Here is an 18,964-nt window from a genome sequence, read left to right on the forward strand (position 1 = left end):
TATGATTCGGATTAGTATTAACGGCGAAGAAAAGAACGTTGATGAAATCCATGAAAACTGGATCCACAACACAGTTAGAGAGCTGCATGCTCAAGGTACATCTGTCTGCGTAATAATTCGAATCATCGAGGGAGACGTGAACCTGGCTTTACCTGTGGGAGATTGTAAAACGAGTCCAGGACGAGCCCCTGAACCGAACTCACACACTAGAGATGTTCTGGCGTATTGGCAGAGAATGAAGGTATCAGAGCTGCCTATAAATACTGGGAAGATAGTCGCGTTTTTAAAGCAGATGAAGAAGCTTTGACATGCATCTCAATGCTATCCGAGACTTTTTTAGGATGGACTACGTATATTTTGAGAGAATACGTTAGTGAACGTTTTAACGTTAGTAAAGAATAAAATGACCTCGCTGTTGCAGGTTAAGTATGTGACAGATCAAAGAGCCATTAACGGTGTTGTGAGGCATTTGAACGTTTCTGTGAAGGAAGGTGAATCTACACACAACTTCAACGTGGAAGAGTCAGATTCCGAACAATTTCAAGCGACTTTAGATTGGGCGGCATCGGCTAATGTAGAGATTATTAAGTCGAGTAAGTGTTGCGAAAAAAAGCCATTTCAATGGCATGGAGGGAAAAGGCAGCTTAGTAATGATGCCTCGTTGTGGCGTTACATGGGATTAGCAAAATTCTTGTCACTTATATCCTCTAATGGAATTTGGCTTTCCAGATTGGATCAGAATAGGGCGTTGGATCCGCTGGAAGGAAAGGTTCCTCGTCTCTCCCTTATCGATGAGGAAGAGCAGATCCTTAATACTTCTTGGGCTCCTCAGTATATTGGAAAAGGAAAACATCAATTCGGTGGTCAACCTGAACCGGGTATGACCAAGATACCTCGGGATTTAATAGTTAAGTCACAAATTGAAATGAGTAAACAATTATCCGAGGTATCTGTATATAATTCGTATGTCTCTTGTTGGAATCAAGATGAACACGAGTCATATGGTATGTGGAAAGCTTACTGTGATAGTGACAATAGCGTCGCGGTAAGAACTTCCGTAGGCAGACTGATTGATTCCGTGGGTAAGAATAAAGATTTCACTATATCCGGAGGGATGATTCAATATTTAGATCATGAGTCCGAGCGGCCCGCTAGTTCCGGTTTTTTTAACTCACATGTGTTTTGCAAAAGCTACCCATATAAATTCGAGAATGAATTCAGGCTTTGTTTTACCGACCATGGTTTTGTTTCTGAACTGATGGATTCTGAACAGCCATATGCAAGAGATGGGCAACTCATCAAAAGCAACATTGAACGATACCCCAAAGGCGTAAACTTACCCCTTGATTTAAGTTTTCTGATAGAAGAAGTAAGAGTATCACCCTATGCTGTCCCTTGGCTGCAAGATACTCTTGTCGATCTCATGGAAAAGTTTAATACTAGCGAAAACCAGCTTAAGGGAAAGCCTGTGCTGCCTTCCACTATGAAGTAGAGTAAATAGATGGGCGAATGGCTGAAAATTTTACCTTCCTTTTTATCTGCAGGAGCAAGTATAGCAGCCGCTATAACTGCAATTGTTGCACTGAAAATAACCAGGGAATCAAAATTTCTTGCAACGCGCAGCGCACTGGCAACACACCACAGTTCGGCGTCTCTGCAACTCACGCACGCTGTTGAAGAGTTAAAGCCTAATATATTCAAAATTTCTCAATTTGCCTACTCCAGCCTTGTAAACTGGGCCAAAGAAATACAGAAGTACGACAATTGTTCCGTTGTTGGAGAAGACCCGCGCCCTTTAAGGCATGTTTTATTCGATACTGCTGAAATGCTAACCAGCCACGCTCAGGCAGCAACGAATGGTTCGGGCTATCTTCATAATGTGATGTTTGAAATCGTTCGTAGTGGCGGGCCAATACCGTCAGAGGGTGAGTTTGAAGAGTTGTTAAAGCAGGCAGACCATTGTTGCTCAAGCTTTGAGAGTGTTTTTGGACAACCTTCGCCAAAAGAGAAAATAAGTGATGCCAAGGCGTTTAGATGGTCGTTTTTTCAGTGTCATGCAAGGGTGTCTCCCCATGAATGGAGTGAAACATGGAACAGAGCCTGGTCTGACAACGGCAGGTTGGCTCAACTGGAAAAAATGCTTATATCATTCAGGCCTGAATTTGAACGGGTGAAGAGGAGCTTGCTGATTGAAGAGTCAAAGCTCGCTAACACCGTTTTTCCGTTGGAGCAGAACGGGCAACTGTTTTCAAAATTCAGGTCCCTAAAGAAGGTTTTGAATACTCTGTTGATTGATTGCGATTTAGACAAGCTATCATTTTACCGAAATAGCAGTGCAGATGATGATGCTCTGGAGCTTGTATTGTATACGTTTGGAGCGATGGAGCTACTGAGTCAACTGGAAGATGATATATGCAGTATTCAGGAGTGACTAAATGTTTTGTCAGGCAATATAGAATAAAAAAGGCGATTCAATAAGGTTGTTTGGAATAGTACGTAGTAATAAAGCTGAAGTAACCGGGTATCACTGGTGTAACTCACTGCGCTAAAAGATATTTTGCATCTGTGTTGTTGGTAAGGTTAAGAATACAGTCAAAATCTGCACCTCAGCCGTATTTTCATTGCAATTAACACCCTATACAATACACTTGAAGAATACATGGAGTAGTTAAAAGCTATAACAATATTTTACTGTGAACCTATATCAAGATTACAACATTTCAGCCATATCCAGGCTCTTCTCTTCCAGCGTTGTTAAGGAACTTGCGCGCAAAGGTAAGTCTCCGCTGTTTGCTCGGCTGATTAGTGAAGCAGGGGGAATATCTCAGAAATCACAAGGAAACGTTGCTGATGCCTTTGAGGATGCTTTCTCTATTCTGAAAAAGAAAAATAACCGACATGAGTACGTTTATAAATCTGCTTTAACCCAAAATGTACTGCTTGGCCGCCACTCTTTAAATACAGCGTCGATGCTGACAGAGTTCAGAGTAGGTGATTGCAAAGCAGATGTTGTCATTTTAAACGGCACCGGAACCGTTTACGAAATCAAGTCAGAGCGTGACTCACTGACCAGGCTTACCAAGCAGGTCTCAGCGTACCGCAATGTCTTTGCTAAGGTTTATGTCATTACAGGCGAAAATCATCTGGATGCTGTTTTAAATAGTGTTCCGGAAGATGTGGGTATAAATGTTTTGACTAGTGGGCACAATATTTCTGAGGTAAGACGAGCTCAGGAGTTACCGGAACGTACTTGTTCTTCTGCTATTTTTGATTCGCTAAGAATTAATGAGGCAAAACTGATTCTGAATAAAGCTAGTGTCGAGTGCCCTGATGTGCCAAACACCGAACAGTATGCAGTGTATAAAGAAGCCTTTTCTAAACTATCCTCCACGGAAGCACATAAAGGCTTGGTAGAGGTTTTGAAAAAAACTCGTAGCCTGTTGCCATTAAAGCAGGTTGTTGAAAACCTTCCTTTGTCACTACGTTCTGCAGCATTAACAACTCCAATAAGAAAGTCAGATCAACAAAGGCTTATTGATGCGGTAAATACGCCGTTAGATGAAGCGTTACAGTGGATGTAGAAAATGGCGATGTATTATCCTTATTTTCGTGGTAAGCAGAATGAGCTAATTACCATTCGAAATAATGCTGAGTTAATGGCGCAGGCCAACTTCGTCCCTATTATTGAGCCGGTAAAAGAAACACTTAATGGACTTAAAAGAGCCTTAGAGGCTGTGGTTGAGGCGGGAGGGAAAGCAGTTGTTATCGTAAACCCTTTCCATGGTGACTATTCCGGTAACGGAGATTCATTAACACAACTTCTGGCAGACCATTTTGAAGATGAAGACGGTGTCTCTGCGGGAATACTTCTGACCGGCGACATGTCATTAGAAGAGGCAACGAGCTGTTGCCAAACACATGAAAATCATGCTCTTACACTCATTCATTCCGGGTTTTCTAACGCAAAAGCGTTAAGTCAGGCTCTCGGGGATAAACTTAACGATATTACTCATTGTTTCTATGACGATAAGGCGGGCAAGCTTTATCAGAAATACTTTTTTAGTGCTACCACGAAAATCCTGATCCGTGACGGCTTTGAAAAGCGGAAAAACAGAGAGCATCCCGACGTTGAGTTTTTCTCTGATCTGCATGCAACTTATTTGATGGAAAACATGCAAGGGTTTGGCGACTTCCTTATTGTGGGAGATGAGTATTCTGAAAGTGGTGGCCCTGCTTATGCGGTTGCAATACATTTAACATTTATTGACGATGAACAAGATGATGCAATGTTTGTTTATCATTTTATATCCGACCGCCAGGATACACCGCAAGATCCCGCAGGGAAGTTTCTGGAAGCCCTGAATAAACTAATTCACAAATTGGATGAACCTGATTCCAAGATTCTGGCTACAAATGCGATTGCAGAGTTTCGTGACTTTCACACAAGAAAGCACTTTCCTGGCTTAGGCTACGTTAAGAAGCTCTCGATGCAGCATCACATAGAAGTTCTCGCTGACTACTTCAAAGACAAGTAGGTTTTATAATGAACTGTTGTCCAAATTGTTTTGGCGATAGCGGCCTCAAGTCCCATATCGAATTTTTATCAGAAGCTGTTGGTGTATGTGATTACTGTGGTTCTCGCAATGTGGCTCTTGTCGCACCGTCTGAGTTAGAAGATAAATTTGCCTCTCTGCTTAATACCTACGATATGAGTGAACAAGGCGAGTTAATAGCTGAGTTACTCAAAAACGATTGGAGCTTATTTGCACACGAGCGAATGACGATAGCTCAAGTACAGATGTTACTTGCTGATGTACTCGATGATGGTGAGTTTGTGCGTAAAAGTTTTGTGCCCTCAGAACTCTATAGATCAAACCGGCTTGGGAAATGGGAAGAGCTTCGACTTGAGTTGATGCATAAAAATAGGTATTTCCCTGAGACAGAGATTGACTTGGATCGTCTTGAAGAGCTTTTGTCGCACATATCAATAGGTACCAATGAGTTACAGAACATATGGTTTCGTGCCCGTACAAAGACAAAAGACGAGCTTTTCACGAACGAAGAAATGTCCGCGCCCCCTTCGAAGGTGGCATCTCATGGTCGAGCTAATCCTGCCGGGATCCCATATCTTTATTTGGGCTCAACCGTCGAAACAGCAATATCGGAAATCAGACCTCATACTGGTGACATGACCTGCGTTGCGAGTTTTGACCTACCAAACATACTTAAGCTGGTCGACTTGCGAGCGCCAAGACGGTCTGTATCTCCTTTTATGCTGGAAGATGAACAAGACATTGGAATGATGCGAACTGACCTGGTGTTTTTAGAGCGTTTAGGGCATGAGCTTACGCGCCCTGTAAGACAAATGGCTGCCGCTTTTGACTATACGCCAAGTCAATATTTGTGTGAATTTATTAAGAAAAGTCGGTATGACGGCGTTATCTATAGCAGCTCAGTAAGTGCTGGATTCAACCTTGCGCTATTTGACCAGTCAAAGGCGGTTATTCGAGCGATAGGGCAGCGCCGGGTTGAACAAGTAAGTGTTTCGATATCAGAAGAAATTTAAAGTTCTTGTTATTTATTAATGAGGTCACATTAATGTTGATTGATGTTTGTGCGTACAAAAGCACAGGTAGATATCAATTGCAAAGAAGGAGCTGTATACCTCTAATACAGAAATGGAGGAGGAACTACAGAGACCTTTATAACGTTGATAGATACGGGACAATTGAAGCGAAAAATATTATCGTTGAGCTAGGTTGTGATAAGGTACCAAGTAGCACAGAGGTAGCACCAACCAGAACAGGTTAGTAGTAACTATCGTTGAAGCGTAGGAAAAATGGTGGCCCCACCCTGACTTGAACAGGGGACCTGCCGATTATGAGTCGGATGCTCTAACCAACTGAGCTATGGGGCCTTTGAAGTGTTCTGATGTAAAAACGAATGTTTTTACAAGCGGGGCGCAGTATAAGCAGTTTTTTTTGCCTTGTCACCCCATCTCAGGTGCAAAATGTGCAGTCTGACCAAATTACGAGCAACCAGGTCAGACCGATTTATCAGCCTCGTCTCTTTCTTCTCATCAGAGTAAATACACCCAGCCCCAGTAACAGTGGAAGGCTGGTGCTTCCGCCACCTGAGCCGGAGGAATTATTAACCGGTGGTGTGATTACCGTTGTTGTTTCGTTAGATTCCACGTCAACGGTCAGGGTATCAGTGCTTTCTACGCCGAACTCATCCACCGCGGTTAACGAAAACGTGAGTGTTTGTGCTTCTGATGGTGCAGAAAAAGACGATTCTTCAGCATTAGCATTTTGCAGAGTAACGCTGTCACCACCGGTTTGAGACCACTGCACACTCACAAGGTTATTTTCCGGATCGGTTGCCGTACCCATCAAGGTAACGGTAGCGGTTGCGTTCACGGTCTGATCGTTCCCCGCATTGACTACCGGCGCTTCATTAGACTCGTCATCTTTAATGGTAATCGCAATGCTGGCATAGTCGCCGAAAAGCCCTTCATCGGATGCCGTTAGATCAACGAAAAATGTTTCTTCAGCCTCTTCTTCGTCATCGTCAATCAGCGTAAGCATGATGGTTTTCATGCCAGCCTCGCCGTCGTTCCATGTCAGCTTGCCGTTATTATCTTCAACGTCGCTGCTAACCACGGATGTATCTGAACGCAACGCGTAATTTACAGTAAGCTGGCCGCTGCTGCCGCCCTGGCGCTCTACCTCCAGTGCAAGTTCGGTGTTCGGCTCAAGCACGGTTTTCTCGGCTGCGGCGAAACTCACAACGCCGGTACTGACATTGTCTTCTCCGACTATTGTGATTTGTGTTAACCCTTTGCCCGGTGTGATTGAGCCACCCTGAGGGTTGTACAGTCTCAGAAAGAAGCTTTCAGACGTTTCAGTGCTGACATTTGCGGCAACGGGAATACTAATGGTTTTGGCGTCGGTATCGCCAGCTGCCCAGCTAAGCTCTCCGTCTGCTGCGGTAAAGTCGTTGGTTCTGGCAGAGCCAAACAGAGTATTGTAAAACACTGACATCGCGCCATCGCCTGTGCGCGTCACCGTAACATTAAGGGTGCCGTCAGCCGCTGTTGATATGTCGTCTGATTCAAAGCTCACCTGGTTGTCTTCCATGGCAACAGAGTTGTCCTTGATAACATAAAGGCCACCCTGAATGTCACTGACTAATAGGTTGCCGCTGGGTAGATAAGGGTACACGCCCCATGCGCCGTTGAAGGCGGTATTGTCTGAGCTTGGGAAAGTATCAAAATTCGCGATTTCCAGCGGGGCAGTGGGGTCGCTGATATCCAGTACCGTTAACCCTTTTTCATAGTTGGACATGTAATATCTGTCGCCGCGAACGAAACCGTTATGGTCGATGGCAGTGGTATCGCCTGTCCATGTCGCTACCAGTTGTGGGTTGGTCAGGCTGCTGATATCAAAAAAATGCACCGTAGTATTCAGACCGGCATAGGACTCATCCAGTTCATCGTGAACAATGGCGTACTGGCCATCTTCGGTCCACCAGCCGCTGTGGGTATATTCCACATTTGGGTAGCTGACAGAGGAGAGTTCTGCAGCACTGTCGGTTAGGGTGTGGTCCCAGATTCGCATACTTTGTTCATTGAAATCCAGCATCACCAGGCAGCCGCTCGCATCGCCATTCACGCAGTCAGTAGTGGCTCGGGAATCAGTGATAAACAACGAGGATGCGTCATGTGTGTAGTCGCTACGGTCAAGGCCTTCAGGCAAATAGCTGGCACCGGGAGACTGCAGGTTCTTTAATGTGTAAGAGCGCCACGCTCCGCCATAATTTTCAGAGCCTGTGATATGAATTTGCGGCGTTGTGCCGGGCAAAGCGATATTTAGTGAGTAATCGACGTTCGAAATATAGATATTGTGGGCGCGGCTGTCATCATTGGTTCTGCCGGCTTCGCTGATGCCATTTTCCAAATCGTTAAGGTCGATGATCCACAACCCTTCGCTGGCATTATCGGCGGTAATATAGGCATACGCTCGCCACTCGCGTGAGGCGGTGTGGTAATACTGATACACCTTGATATCTCGCCAGGTCGTCCAGTCACCGGAAAGGCTGCCCGCAACAACCGGCGATTCAGGATCGGTAACATCCACCACAGACACACCGTTACGCAGCCCGATAATGGCGTATTCCTTGCCGGTGTTTAGGTCAACATGGCCCCAGATATCGTTGGCGCTGGTGGAATTTTGCCCTAATTCATTCAGCGGGACATGAGACATCAAGCTCAAGTTACGGCATGCAAAACCTGCGGACTCGCCCTCGTTACATGGCGCTGCCGACTGTGCACTGTTCATCAGTGACATGGCATCAGAGGCAAGATTGGCAAGTTTGTCGTCGCGCTTGCCATCAGCAATCACCAGAAAACCCTGTTGATGCAAAGCCTCTGCATATTTGGCGGGCACGCCTGTTAGTGTGGTGGTATGCATGCCGGGGTTTTGGATCTGAAAATGATCAACGCGGCTAAAGCCACCTTTGACTGGCACAATTTCGCTAACCAGATAAAACAGGTCCTGCTGAGTGGTAATGGGGTAATCACCACTCGCCACCAGCACCATGTCGCCTTTACTGGCCTGTTGTGCAGCGTAGGCTATGGTTTTGCAGGGCCTGAATCGGTTATCACAGCGCCCCTCATCCTTACCAGCGGCGGCAACAAATCGTGCCTTATCGTGTTCGCTGTGTGCATGCACTGCTTGACTCATCATCCCAAGAGCGAGCAGTATGAGTGGAATTACGCCGTTATTCATTCGTGTTTTTCATCCTGAATTCTTAAGAAATTCACGTTAGCAGACCAGGATAAAAAGTGGAAATTTTACCTAATGTCATTAGTCGCGCCGCTGTCAGCGTATGCTTACTGTTTACGCTCAGCGCTTGCGATACTTTGTTCCCGGACAAGCGCATGGCTGGCACTATTCCGGTTCACCTCAAGCATGTCGATACCGCAACCTGCCCGATGACCATGAAAATTAACGATACAGACTGGACCGTCGATTATTTCGGGTTTTATGTGAGTAATCCTGAAGTACGCATTGATGGCAAGTGGCAGCCGGTGTCGTTTATACAAAATGAGTGGCAGACATCGAAAGTCGCGTTACTGAAATACCATCCGTCGTGCGGTGGGAATAAAGCGGGTAACACCAAACTAAAGATAAACGCTTCCGAGAAGCTGATGCAGCTGGCGACGAATCTGCGGTTCATGGTGGGACTGCCGTTTGCCGAAAACCATGCCAATCCGCTGACGCAGCCGTCACCATTAAACGATTCAACCATGTTCTGGTCATGGCAGGCGGGGCACAAGTTTATCCGGCTGGATATTCATAATAGCCAACAGCCATCACAAACCTGGTCATATCATCTGGGGAGTGTGGGTTGTGAGTCAGAGTCCGCGATGCGGCCACCGGAAAAGGCCTGTAAGTTTACCAACCGGGTGGAAATGATACTGCCAATGACGCAACTGGACTGGGAACTGGATTTGTCGTTGTCTGTGCCGGTGATGCTGTCACAGGTTAACCTCACGCAATCCGAAGGCTGTATGTTTGAGTCGCCGGAAAACCCGGTTTGCGGTCAATTACTGAAAAACCTGCTGCATCGACCATGGTTAGACTGGCAGTAGCGCTGGTAGTGGCTGCGTGTCTCGCAGCCTGTTCTGATAAGCCAGAACCCTATCAATGGAACCTTCCCTATAATATTCCTGAACCGGTAGTCCCGGCAGATAACCCGATGACAAAAGAGAAGGTGGCGCTTGGCCGGGCGCTGTTTTACGACAAGGCGTTAAGCGTAAACGTCGCGCAATCCTGTGCCAGCTGTCATAAACAGCAGTTTGCGTTTGCTGAAGCCACCAGACATTCTACCGGCACCACCGGAGACAAGGTAGAACGTAACGCGCTGGCGCTGGTGAATGTGGCCTATAACGGCAGTCTGACGTGGGCGCACCAGGGGCTTGAACATATTGAGCAGCAGCTAATGATCCCGCTGTTTAACGAAAGACCGGTAGAGCTTGGGGTTACAGGAAGTGAAGGTATTATTCTGGCGCGGTTATCGTCACCGTATTACCAATTTTTGTTCGAGGAGGCTTTTGGTGATCCCGAACCCTCATGGGATCACATTGTTAAAGCACTGGCCAGCTTCGTGCGCAGTCTGGTGTCATTCTCCAGCCCGTTTGATCACTATGCCTACGGCGGACAGGATGACGCGTTAAGTGAGCAGCAAATTCAGGGGATGAACCTGTTTTTTTCTGAACGCATGGAGTGCTTTCATTGCCACGGAGGCGTGAATTTTACTCAGTCGTCTAAGCATGCCTATCAGCAGCTTGATTTGCGCCCGTTTCACAATACTGGTCTTTATAACGAAGATGGCAAGGGCGCCTATCCTGAATCAGATCAGGGGTTGTATACGGTTTCGTTCAATAAAGCGGATATGGGTAAGTTCAGAGCCCCCACGTTACGGAATATCGTGGTGTCTGCGCCCTATATGCACGATGGTAGCGTGGCAACACTGGCGGAGGTCATAGATATCTATGCCGCAGGGGGACGCGGCGAAGGTATCACCAATCCGCACAAAAGCCCGTTCATTAAGGGCTTTAGCATGACTGATGAGGAACGAGACGCACTCATTGCCTTTTTGCAAAGCCTGACCGACCAGCAGTTTTTGCATAATCCCGATTTCGCCAAACCCAAAACGCAGACATTTCGCCAAAATGATTAAGCAATAGTTAAGAAATTGCCTACAATCAGTAAGGTAGTAAGTGCAACTGCCTTCGTTATTTGGTATCTTTTTTTCAAATTTATTTATATTGATTTAACACGGCACGCCAGCGCGGAGATAACAATGACAGAAAAGCCCTTTCTGGTAAGCGGTCGCAACACCCTTATTCATAAAATAAGAAAGCTTGATTTGCTCATCCTGAATGGTGATGACAATCCCCCGATTATTGTCACCTACAAAGGTATAAAGCGATACGAAGGGAAAATTCCTGAAAACAAACGGGATGCAAAGATGATGGATATGGAACTGGTAGATCTGACTGCCGGTGAAGTGTTCAGCGATGAGAAAACCCTGCTGTTTGTACAGACGCTCAACGGCAAAGAGTACAAAATCGATTACAGCAAGTCAGACACATCGATGTTCATCAAAATCCATCAGGACAGCTTCTTTTAAGCGAGTCAGGCAGCCTCTGACCGACCACTGGCATCGTGCTTTGTTAAGTAAACTTTGCAAAGTACGTGCTGTGATGGTTTTCTTGATTTAACAAGCTGCCAGACAACATGAAAAATTCCGGCGCATAAGTTCCGCAACATGCCAGTCTCCGCCATACTACCACATCATGAGCTTACTATTACGCCATATGGGAAAGGTTATCGGACAGCAGGGTAAGTGTTATCTTTATCGCTTTTTGCATGTACATGGCATCGCGGTTTCGCGAGTGTCGATGTAAGTAAGTGCTTTACGCAATCTGGCCCCAGTTAGTGGCATCGACGGAATTAAACCCGGTGATCATTTTCCCGTCGCCTTTTAACTGTACGTAACGCTCGCCATATATATTAAACTGGCAAATATCGTGTGGAGTCACCTCTGACGCGTTCACCCCAGACACGATCCCGGCAGTTTCCAGGCCCTCTGCAATCAGTTCTGAACAAAACCAGCTGTTGAAATCCTCGTCATTATAACTGAAGCGGCCTAACCACGGATGGTCGTCCATAAAGTCAACTGCAGCCCCAAATAATTGCCACACGTCATACTTCTTATTCCGCTGCGTGTACATGAAGTTGAAAAAGTCCACTTTATTATTTTCTAAACACCCTCGTGCCTCGTCGCTTAATGGTAACCACCATACATCGCCATCATAGGTATCAATGCGCTCACTCAGGCGGTTAGTCATGACGCCCTTTTTGCCTTCATAAACGGTAGCTTCCATGACCTGGTTAAAGTAACTGCCGGTGCTGTCATCCAGCATTTTGGTTTGCATCACCAGCGCCACATGCGTCACCACGGAACGGGTTGTCAGTTTTGTCCAGCGGGAGAAAAGACTGTCGCCACCAAAAGCGATAATGTCGCCCGGGCGCATTTGTTTTCTGATCAGATGATACGGCTGACTTTCTAACATTTTTACATCCTTGTATGCACGTAAATCAGGTTGTTTCAAAGTGTGTGTAACCCGCGACAAACGGCGGTTGCAGGCGTCAGTTTAACGGCATTTATAGCGCGTTTATCGCAATATCTCAAATAGCCGCCGTTTACCGTTTTGTCACAGTGATTATACGTTTTCTTCACTACTGTAATCCTGTCGCCGGACGCATGCAGTAATCCCGGCATTTCGCAACCGAGGAATACATTATGAAAGCATTTACCATCAACAAAACACTTTGTGCCGCTATCGCTACTGGTGTCCTTTTCACAGGCGCTGCACAGGCCGCTGGCTATCCAGCTGAAAAAGAGAACGATTTAGTGAATATCTGTAAGGCAATAAAAGCCGATAACCCTATGCGTTTGCATCTTGCGGTGAAACGCAGTGGTCTTAACTACCGCACGCTCGATGAAGGCCTTGTGTGTAATGGTCAGAACATGATGACGTTCGCTGCAACGCATAGTGCAGGCAATTCAGGCAAGTTTCTTGCGGCACGTTTACATCAATCCGACCGGACTCTGACCGCGAAACGATAGTGTGATAGCGATGAAAAAAGTCACTCTTCCCCTGGAGGTTGGGCTGTCGCGTTCACAGACAGCCCTTTTTTCAGGCCTGGCAGAAGACATCACATTCGCCTCGCGAGGCGCGGGGGTAGGTCAGCTTGCATTAGTGGCAGTTATTGTGGGGGCTGAAAAGCACGTTGCTGCAAGCCTGATGGACGCGCTCAGTGCACATGAAGATATCGTACACACGGTGTGTTGTAATACCGTGCTTGATGCCAGACCTGTACTTATCAGTTACCCTTCAGCGGTCATTTTCGCCAGTCAGGCTACCATTACTGCCCTTGGTAACCTGTTATGTGACGGTATGCATTGCGTTGTCACGGGGTCATCTAATGGCGATGCGTTATCGGCATTTCAGGTTATGGCTGACGGCTTTTTGCAGCTTCCCATACATAAGGACCAGTTGCACTGCTGTCTTGAGAAAGTGACACAAAATGCAAAACGCCAACTGTTTCGGGACCAATATCAGCGGGTTAGCGAGGGGTTATGTAAGCAGTTTGGTGTCAATCAGGAGGCACTAGCGGCGATGTTGCGTCGACAGTGTGCCAGTCGCAAGCGGGCAGGTGTGGTAGGCCTGCGTTCGGGAAACGAATGGTGCTGTCTGCAGCCCGATGATATCTGCTGGATTGAAGCGGCCGGTGATTATATGTGTGTTTATACCAGCGGTGAGAATCATATTGTCCGTTCAACCATGACCGAGTTATTACGTCGGCTGGACAATAATAACTTTTTGCACGCAAACCGCTCTGTGGTTGTGAATCTGAGCAGAGTCAGACGAATAATGCATCAGGGCCCCGGCGTGCACTACCTGGAAATGGACACCGGCACTATGATTAAAATCAGCCGTCGCTGCTACATGGCGTGTTGGCAGAACCAGCCACTGGATTAGTATATCGTACGACCATGGTCTTTGTGGCAACACCTTGTATCAGTGGTACACTGCGGTCATAGATAACTGTCTGACTGCAAAATGAAAACCATCAAAAAGACACTTATAGGTTGGTTAGGGCTGTTGGGGTGTTTTGTCACAGGTAAGCTACTGGTGCTGTTGTTTGACTTCCCGTTGCCCAGCGCATTGACGGGTTTACTGCTTCTGCTTGTTTTCCTCGTTATTCGTGGCGAACCCTCACAATCCATTACTGTTGCCGTTTCGCCGCTGCTCAAGCATATGTCACTGCTGTTTGTTCCTGCTGTATTAGGCGTGGGGCTGTATTGGGACGACGTTGTACAACACAGCGCTGCTTTAATTGGCGCCATTTTCGTCTCGACCATAGTTGCGCTGGGGTTGGCTGGAGTGGCGGCTGAGAAAATTCTTAGTAAGCGGATTGCAGCGTCGAAATGACTACAGTAGATGCCATAAAACTTATTTATCATGACTTTGCGGACGTAGTAAATGCTACGCTGTCCGTCAGTGGTGCGATATGGATAGCGGTAACGCTTGCCTGGTACTTTCTGGCTCTGAAAATTCATCGTTTCGCCAAAGGCAGCCCCTTGGTGCACCCACTGGTGGTGACAGCCAGTGGGGTAGGCATTACCATCGCGCTTGTGCATGGAGATATTCGTCAGTACCAACTGAATGCCGCTTTAATCCACTGGTTGCTGGGACCGGCAACCGTCGCACTGGCGATCCCCATGTATAACCAGTGGCATCAGGTTAGAGATCTGGGATGGCGACTGATAGCCGCTGTTGGCGCAGGAGGCATCATTGCGCCGCTACTGGCCTGGTCGGTGGTGTACACCTTCGATTCCCCACTGGCTATTCAGATGACCATGTTAGTAAAGTCTATCACTACACCGCTGGCGATGGAGGCGGGCGCAAAAATAGGCGGTGTACCTGCGCTGGCTGCGGTTTTTGTGATCATAACCGGAATCGTCGGCGCCGTAGTATCCGATCTGGTTTTCCGGCTTTGCAAAGTCAACTCGCTGCAGGCTCAGGGCATCGCGATGGGGACAGTGGCCCACGCCGTGGGAACTGCCAAAGCACTGCAAATGAACGAACACACTGGCGCGATGGCCACGCTGGGGCTGTGTTTAAATGGCATCATGACAGCGATTGTTGTGCCATTGTTATTTGGATAACACGATAATAGCGCAAAGCAAAGTCTTCGCGGTGGCAAGTTCCGTCAACTATTCCACTTTTGGCCTATGGACTTTTGACAGATAAATGCTATTTCTTAAAAGAGTTTCAGAACTGGCTTTCATGGCCGATACCTTAACAGTGTCTTAGCGACAGTGTAGTGAATAACATAAAGCGTCAATACATCGGGCATTTCATCGTGTAAATGGGAAAATGCTGTAGCCGGTAAATCGGATGGAAAGGTGGTAAATTAGCTCAATGTACTCAGTGTTAGTGTGTGACGACTCGCTGGTAGCGCGAAAACAGGTCGCGAAATGCCTTCCTCAGGATTGGGAGGTCGCAGTGCATTTTGCCAAGCATGGGCAGGAGGCGATAGATGCGATCCAGCAGGGTAAAGGGCAGTTGTTACTGCTAGATCTCAATATGCCCGTCATGGATGGCTACCAAACCCTCGAAGCCATCAAAAAAGGCGGGTACCCCACCAAAACCATTGTTATTTCCGGTGATATTCAGCCCGAAGCATATGAACGTGTTACACAGCTCGGCGCTATCGATTTCATCCGCAAGCCTGTCGACCCCGATACGCTGCAAGCCGCGTTGGTGAAACATCATATCCTTCATAATGATCAGGATGACACCGTCGAGGCGAGTCCGCTGGACCCGGATATCCGTGATTGTTATCAGGAAATCACCAATATTGCGATGGGGCAGGCGGGTGACCACCTTGCCCGCATCATGAACGTTTTTGTACGTCTTCCTATTCCCAACGTGAACTTAATCGAAGTGTCAGAGTTGCATATGATGTTGTCTGACATCGAGTCACATGAGCGGGTGACGGCTGTCTGTCAGGGCTTTCTTGGCGGCGGGATCCGCGGTGAAGCGTTGTGTATTCTCAGTGACTCCAGCTTTGAAGACGTAGCCAAAATTCTCGACATCCAAGATGACGTGGATGATCAGATACAACTTGAACTGCTGATGGACGCAGCCAGCATCCTCATTGGTACCTGTCTTACCGGTTTAGCCAATCAGATGGATGTTAATTTCAGCCAGGGGCATCCTATTGTACTGGGGCAACATCGGGCCATTACCGAAATTATCTCGATGAACAGCATAAAGTGGAAGCGAACGCTGGCGATTGAGCTCAGTTACGGCCTGGAAGGCTACAATGTGCAATGTGACCTGATCTTACTTTTTACCGAAGAGTCGATGAAGATCATGAACGATAAACTGGCACACCTGCTGGAGGACTTCTGATGAGCCAGACTGATTTAGAAGGATTGCAGGAGTTTCACTGGATGATGGACATGCTGCAAAGCGTGGACGTGGGTATTGTGGTGCTGGATCGTAATTATCGGGTGAAAGTCTGGAACGGCTTTATGGAGAGCCACAGCGGAATATTGCCCAGCGACGTCCGTGATAAGAGTCTCTTTAGCGTATTTCCCTCAATTACAGAGACCTGGTTTTCTAAGAAGGCCCGACCGGTCTTTGAACTGAAAACCCGGGCGTTCATGACATGGGAACAACGCCCCTATCTGTTTAAGTTTCCCAATTACCGGCCGATTACAGGAAGTGAGCCGTTCATGTATCAAAACATCACGCTCTCTCCTTTGGTCTCTGCCAATGGAGTAGTTGATCATATCAGTATGATGATTTACGACATGACGGATATTGCGGCGGGTAAAAAGCAGCTTGAAGCACTTCAGGTGCATCAAAGCGAAGAAGAAGAGCGCAAAGGTCGCACTTTCTTATAATCCCCCCATTTGGTTTTCAATCGCGCTTTCGACGTTAATGTCGGGGCTGGCTTCTCACTGTAATGCACAGTGAAAAATGTTGTAGGAGCGAACATGATCCGTTCTGGTTTTCACCTGTTCAGCATCGTTGGTCTGTTAATGCTGGTGTCATCTTGCGGTGGTGGCAGTGAAGATAGTAACGATTCCGCCTCACTTTTTGTTAATGCCGGTGCCGACAGAAGTATCAGTGAAGGCGTGCCGGTGTCACTGACCGCAGAATCTCGCGGCGGTACAGGCGCGCTTACATGGCGATGGATAGCGTCGCCCGCACTGACAATTTTGCATGAAGATAACACCGTACCGGATGCCAGTTTCGTCGCGCCTACGGTTTCAACCGCCAGAGATTATACGCTGACGGTGACGGTAACTGACACTACAGGGCAAACAGCGTCTGACAGCACAGTGATTACGGTGCAGCCCGATAACGCCGCGCCGGTCGCCGACATTGCGCTATCAGCCTGGGAAGGGCTGGCCGCTGGCCTTTATCCGGCAGGCGTTACACTCACACTTGATGGCAGCGGCAGCAGCGATGCCGATGCATCAAATCCAGCAAGTCAGATCGCAGACTATCTCTGGACACAAACAGAAGGAATTGATGTGCTGCAGGATGTGATGACGGAGCAGTCGCAGCTCGTGATTACAACACCCATCGCCAGCGCCAGACAAAATCTGGCTTTTACATTACGGGTTACCGATGAAGAAGGTGCCACAGATGAGACCAGTATTGCTATTACAATACAGTCGGCCTCCGAAACGCTGCCCGTAATTGATGCCGGTGTCTCACAAGCCGTATTCAGCGGCGAGCCTGTTATTCTTGAAGGGACGGCCTATACCACCATTCCATCTGCCAACCCGCTGGCCATTCGCTGGGAAGCTGATTCTGCTATTCAGTCGGCAAACTCGTTATCCACCTATGCAATTGCACCGCTGGTGGATGCTTATTCAGAAAGGGTGTTCACGCTGACAGTGACTGATGCCAATGGGAATCAGGTAACCGACAGCCTGCGCGCGGCAGTTCGTCCCTATCCGGTGTCTTTGATGAACGATACCGGGGTATCTGTACAAGCGACAGACACTGCACTTACCCCTAACCAGCAGAACTTGTGGCCAGGCCAGGATGCCCAGCGAGGGAGCGACGTTATCCATCAGGCGGGACTATTGGAGAAGGCAGGAGAGGGCGACGCCGGTTTTGATTTTACCAAGCTCAATAGCAACGGTGACGAACAAGATGCGGCCAGCGGCACTTTCTCTTGTGTGCGCGATAACGTCACGGGGCTGGTATGGGAAGTGAAAACTACGACGGCCGGATTACACAGCGCTGACAATACCTTTTCGTGGTATCAGTCTGAGGATAATGGTGGTTTTGAAGGCGATATTAACGGCGCAGCTGCCAGTTGCACGTTAACGAACTGCAATACCGAGGCTTATGTTGCCCAGGTGAATGCGCAGGGGCTGTGCGGTTTTTATGACTGGCGACTGCCTACGCACCGCGAGCTGATGTCGCTGGTGCATTTTGGTATTACTGATGCGGCAATGATCGATTCTGACTTTTATCCGAATACCGGAGATATTGCAGCACAGCCGTTGTGGTACTGGACCACAAACCCAGGAGCTGACGGAGTGCAGGACGACAGTGCACAGAATGCCTGGGCGATTGATTTTGCGTCTGGCGTTGATAATTTTCTGAATAAATCTGAGGCCGCGCGCGTTCGGTTAGTGCGTGCGGGGAGGGAAGGGCTATGAGAGTTTTGATTCTGGCGTTGTTGGCGCTATTTCCTTCATCCAGTTTTGCGCAGACCTGTCTTGCCAGCGGCGTAGAAACCACGCCCGATGAGGATTTTACGGTTCTCGGCACGGGTAATATACTGCATGAGCCGACGAATCTGGTGTGGCAACGTTGCAGTGCCGGACAAAGCTGGAACGGGAGTCAGTGTGAAGGGGAGGCCACCCGTTTTAACTGGCAAACAGCATTAGATTACGCACATCAGGCGAGCGAGGAGGATTTGCTGGGCTGGAGGCTGCCGAACATTAAGGAACTGGCCTCTATTACCGAGAGACTTTGTGTCAGGCCCTCAATCAACGAAGGCATATTCCCACAAACACCTGATGATGATTTCTGGACGGCTACGCCATCAACAGAAGATCCAGACAGAGCCTGGGTAGTTGCCTTTTTTAATGCCAGCCATTCCATAAAGCAAAAGGAACGTTTCGTTTACATCAGACTGGTGCGAACGTATGTTGAACAGTAGCGAAAATGTTCCTATCATGCTTGCGGATCGTGCGTGATGAACCTGGCCGGTTGCCCACGACTTTAACCTGAATTTTTGCCAGTTGACCTCATGTGACTTTCCTATATGTGGTTATGCCG

General features: G+C 47.7%; 19 protein-coding genes and 1 tRNA gene. 17 read left to right on the plus strand and 3 right to left on the minus strand.

Annotation, left to right across the window (positions count from 1 at the left end; translation table 11 throughout):
* Nucleotide 1 precedes the first annotated feature (1 nt).
* The 6 genes from ACLBLI_RS04690 to ACLBLI_RS04715 all read left to right on the plus strand — a co-directional run bounded on the left by ACLBLI_RS04690 (nucleotide 2) and on the right by ACLBLI_RS04715 (nucleotide 5,566).
* The gene (locus ACLBLI_RS04690; RefSeq protein WP_414829989.1) at nucleotides 2–307 is read left to right on the plus strand and encodes a hypothetical protein; all 306 of its coding nucleotides are present in this window, start codon (nucleotides 2–4) and stop codon (nucleotides 305–307) included.
* Nucleotides 308–403: 96 nt separating this feature from the next.
* Complete coding sequence (locus tag ACLBLI_RS04695) at nucleotides 404–1,492, plus strand: hypothetical protein (protein ID WP_414829990.1); 1,089 nt, start codon at nucleotides 404–406, stop codon at nucleotides 1,490–1,492.
* Between the two features lie 9 nt (nucleotides 1,493–1,501).
* Complete coding sequence (locus ACLBLI_RS04700; RefSeq protein WP_414829991.1) at nucleotides 1,502–2,431, plus strand: hypothetical protein; 930 nt, start codon at nucleotides 1,502–1,504, stop codon at nucleotides 2,429–2,431.
* A 262-nt stretch (nucleotides 2,432–2,693) separates the two neighbouring features.
* Nucleotides 2,694–3,581: a sce7726 family protein gene (locus tag ACLBLI_RS04705; RefSeq protein ID WP_414829992.1), complete on the plus strand. Its 888-nt coding sequence runs from the start codon at nucleotides 2,694–2,696 to the stop codon at nucleotides 3,579–3,581.
* Between the two features lie 3 nt (nucleotides 3,582–3,584).
* Nucleotides 3,585–4,535 (plus strand): sce7725 family protein, encoded by a 951-nt coding sequence (locus tag ACLBLI_RS04710; protein WP_414829993.1) that lies wholly within the window; start codon nucleotides 3,585–3,587, stop codon nucleotides 4,533–4,535.
* 8 nt (nucleotides 4,536–4,543) lie between these two features.
* The gene (locus tag ACLBLI_RS04715) at nucleotides 4,544–5,566 is read left to right on the plus strand and encodes an RES domain-containing protein (protein ID WP_414829994.1); all 1,023 of its coding nucleotides are present in this window, start codon (nucleotides 4,544–4,546) and stop codon (nucleotides 5,564–5,566) included.
* Between the two features lie 274 nt (nucleotides 5,567–5,840).
* Here the strand turns inward: ACLBLI_RS04715 and ACLBLI_RS04720 are convergent.
* Together ACLBLI_RS04720 and ACLBLI_RS04725 are read right to left on the minus strand one after the other, a co-directional pair.
* Nucleotides 5,841–5,917: transfer RNA gene (locus ACLBLI_RS04720), tRNA-Ile, on the minus strand.
* Nucleotides 5,918–6,056: 139 nt separating this feature from the next.
* Nucleotides 6,057–8,789 carry a choice-of-anchor B family protein gene (locus tag ACLBLI_RS04725; protein WP_414829995.1) on the minus strand — a complete coding sequence of 911 codons (2,733 nt, stop codon included), beginning with the start codon at nucleotides 8,787–8,789 and terminating at the stop codon, nucleotides 6,057–6,059.
* Nucleotides 8,790–8,845: 56 nt separating this feature from the next.
* On the opposite strand from ACLBLI_RS04725, the gene ACLBLI_RS04730 reads away from it, so the two are divergent.
* The 3 genes from ACLBLI_RS04730 to ACLBLI_RS04740 all read left to right on the plus strand — a co-directional run bounded on the left by ACLBLI_RS04730 (nucleotide 8,846) and on the right by ACLBLI_RS04740 (nucleotide 11,199).
* The gene (locus tag ACLBLI_RS04730; RefSeq protein WP_414829996.1) at nucleotides 8,846–9,655 is read left to right on the plus strand and encodes an MbnP family copper-binding protein; all 810 of its coding nucleotides are present in this window, start codon (nucleotides 8,846–8,848) and stop codon (nucleotides 9,653–9,655) included.
* Nucleotides 9,637–10,746 (plus strand): MbnH family di-heme enzyme, encoded by a 1,110-nt coding sequence (locus ACLBLI_RS04735; RefSeq protein WP_414830903.1) that lies wholly within the window; start codon nucleotides 9,637–9,639, stop codon nucleotides 10,744–10,746. The genes ACLBLI_RS04730 and ACLBLI_RS04735 overlap by 19 nt, the downstream gene beginning before the upstream one ends.
* A 123-nt stretch (nucleotides 10,747–10,869) precedes the next feature.
* Entirely contained in the window at nucleotides 10,870–11,199 is a 330-nt protein-coding gene (locus tag ACLBLI_RS04740; RefSeq protein ID WP_414829997.1) for a hypothetical protein, read from the plus strand.
* Between the two features lie 286 nt (nucleotides 11,200–11,485).
* On the opposite strand, the gene ACLBLI_RS04745 is transcribed toward ACLBLI_RS04740, so the two are convergent.
* Nucleotides 11,486–12,145, minus strand: a complete 660-nt coding sequence (locus ACLBLI_RS04745; protein WP_414829998.1) for a hypothetical protein — start codon at nucleotides 12,143–12,145, stop codon at nucleotides 11,486–11,488.
* A gap of 230 nt (nucleotides 12,146–12,375) precedes the next feature.
* On the opposite strand from ACLBLI_RS04745, the gene ACLBLI_RS04750 reads away from it, so the two are divergent.
* The 8 genes from ACLBLI_RS04750 to ACLBLI_RS04785 all read left to right on the plus strand — a co-directional run bounded on the left by ACLBLI_RS04750 (nucleotide 12,376) and on the right by ACLBLI_RS04785 (nucleotide 18,845).
* Entirely contained in the window at nucleotides 12,376–12,702 is a 327-nt protein-coding gene (locus tag ACLBLI_RS04750; protein WP_414829999.1) for a DUF3718 domain-containing protein, read from the plus strand.
* Nucleotides 12,703–12,712: 10 nt separating this feature from the next.
* The gene (locus ACLBLI_RS04755) at nucleotides 12,713–13,618 is read left to right on the plus strand and encodes a LytR/AlgR family response regulator transcription factor (protein WP_414830000.1); all 906 of its coding nucleotides are present in this window, start codon (nucleotides 12,713–12,715) and stop codon (nucleotides 13,616–13,618) included.
* 81 nt (nucleotides 13,619–13,699) lie between these two features.
* Entirely contained in the window at nucleotides 13,700–14,071 is a 372-nt protein-coding gene (locus tag ACLBLI_RS04760) for a CidA/LrgA family protein (RefSeq protein ID WP_414830001.1), read from the plus strand.
* The gene (locus ACLBLI_RS04765) at nucleotides 14,068–14,808 is read left to right on the plus strand and encodes an LrgB family protein (protein WP_414830002.1); all 741 of its coding nucleotides are present in this window, start codon (nucleotides 14,068–14,070) and stop codon (nucleotides 14,806–14,808) included. The genes ACLBLI_RS04760 and ACLBLI_RS04765 overlap by 4 nt, the downstream gene beginning before the upstream one ends.
* A gap of 256 nt (nucleotides 14,809–15,064) precedes the next feature.
* On the plus strand, nucleotides 15,065–16,060 hold the full coding sequence (locus tag ACLBLI_RS04770; RefSeq protein ID WP_414830003.1) for a response regulator: 996 nt from the start codon (nucleotides 15,065–15,067) through the stop codon (nucleotides 16,058–16,060).
* A complete protein-coding gene (locus ACLBLI_RS04775; protein ID WP_414830004.1) occupies nucleotides 16,060–16,557 on the plus strand; it encodes a PAS domain-containing protein in 498 nt (165 codons plus the stop codon). Before ACLBLI_RS04770 ends, ACLBLI_RS04775 begins: the two co-directional genes overlap by 1 nt.
* A 93-nt stretch (nucleotides 16,558–16,650) precedes the next feature.
* The gene (locus ACLBLI_RS04780) at nucleotides 16,651–18,339 is read left to right on the plus strand and encodes a DUF1566 domain-containing protein (RefSeq protein WP_414830005.1); all 1,689 of its coding nucleotides are present in this window, start codon (nucleotides 16,651–16,653) and stop codon (nucleotides 18,337–18,339) included.
* Nucleotides 18,336–18,845: a DUF1566 domain-containing protein gene (locus ACLBLI_RS04785; protein WP_414830006.1), complete on the plus strand. Its 510-nt coding sequence runs from the start codon at nucleotides 18,336–18,338 to the stop codon at nucleotides 18,843–18,845. Before ACLBLI_RS04780 ends, ACLBLI_RS04785 begins: the two co-directional genes overlap by 4 nt.
* Nucleotides 18,846–18,964: the final 119 nt, after the last annotated feature.

The sequence above is a fragment of the Alteromonas sp. H39 genome (assembly GCF_047556435.1).
Taxonomy (GTDB): Bacteria; Pseudomonadota; Gammaproteobacteria; order Enterobacterales; family Alteromonadaceae; genus Alteromonas.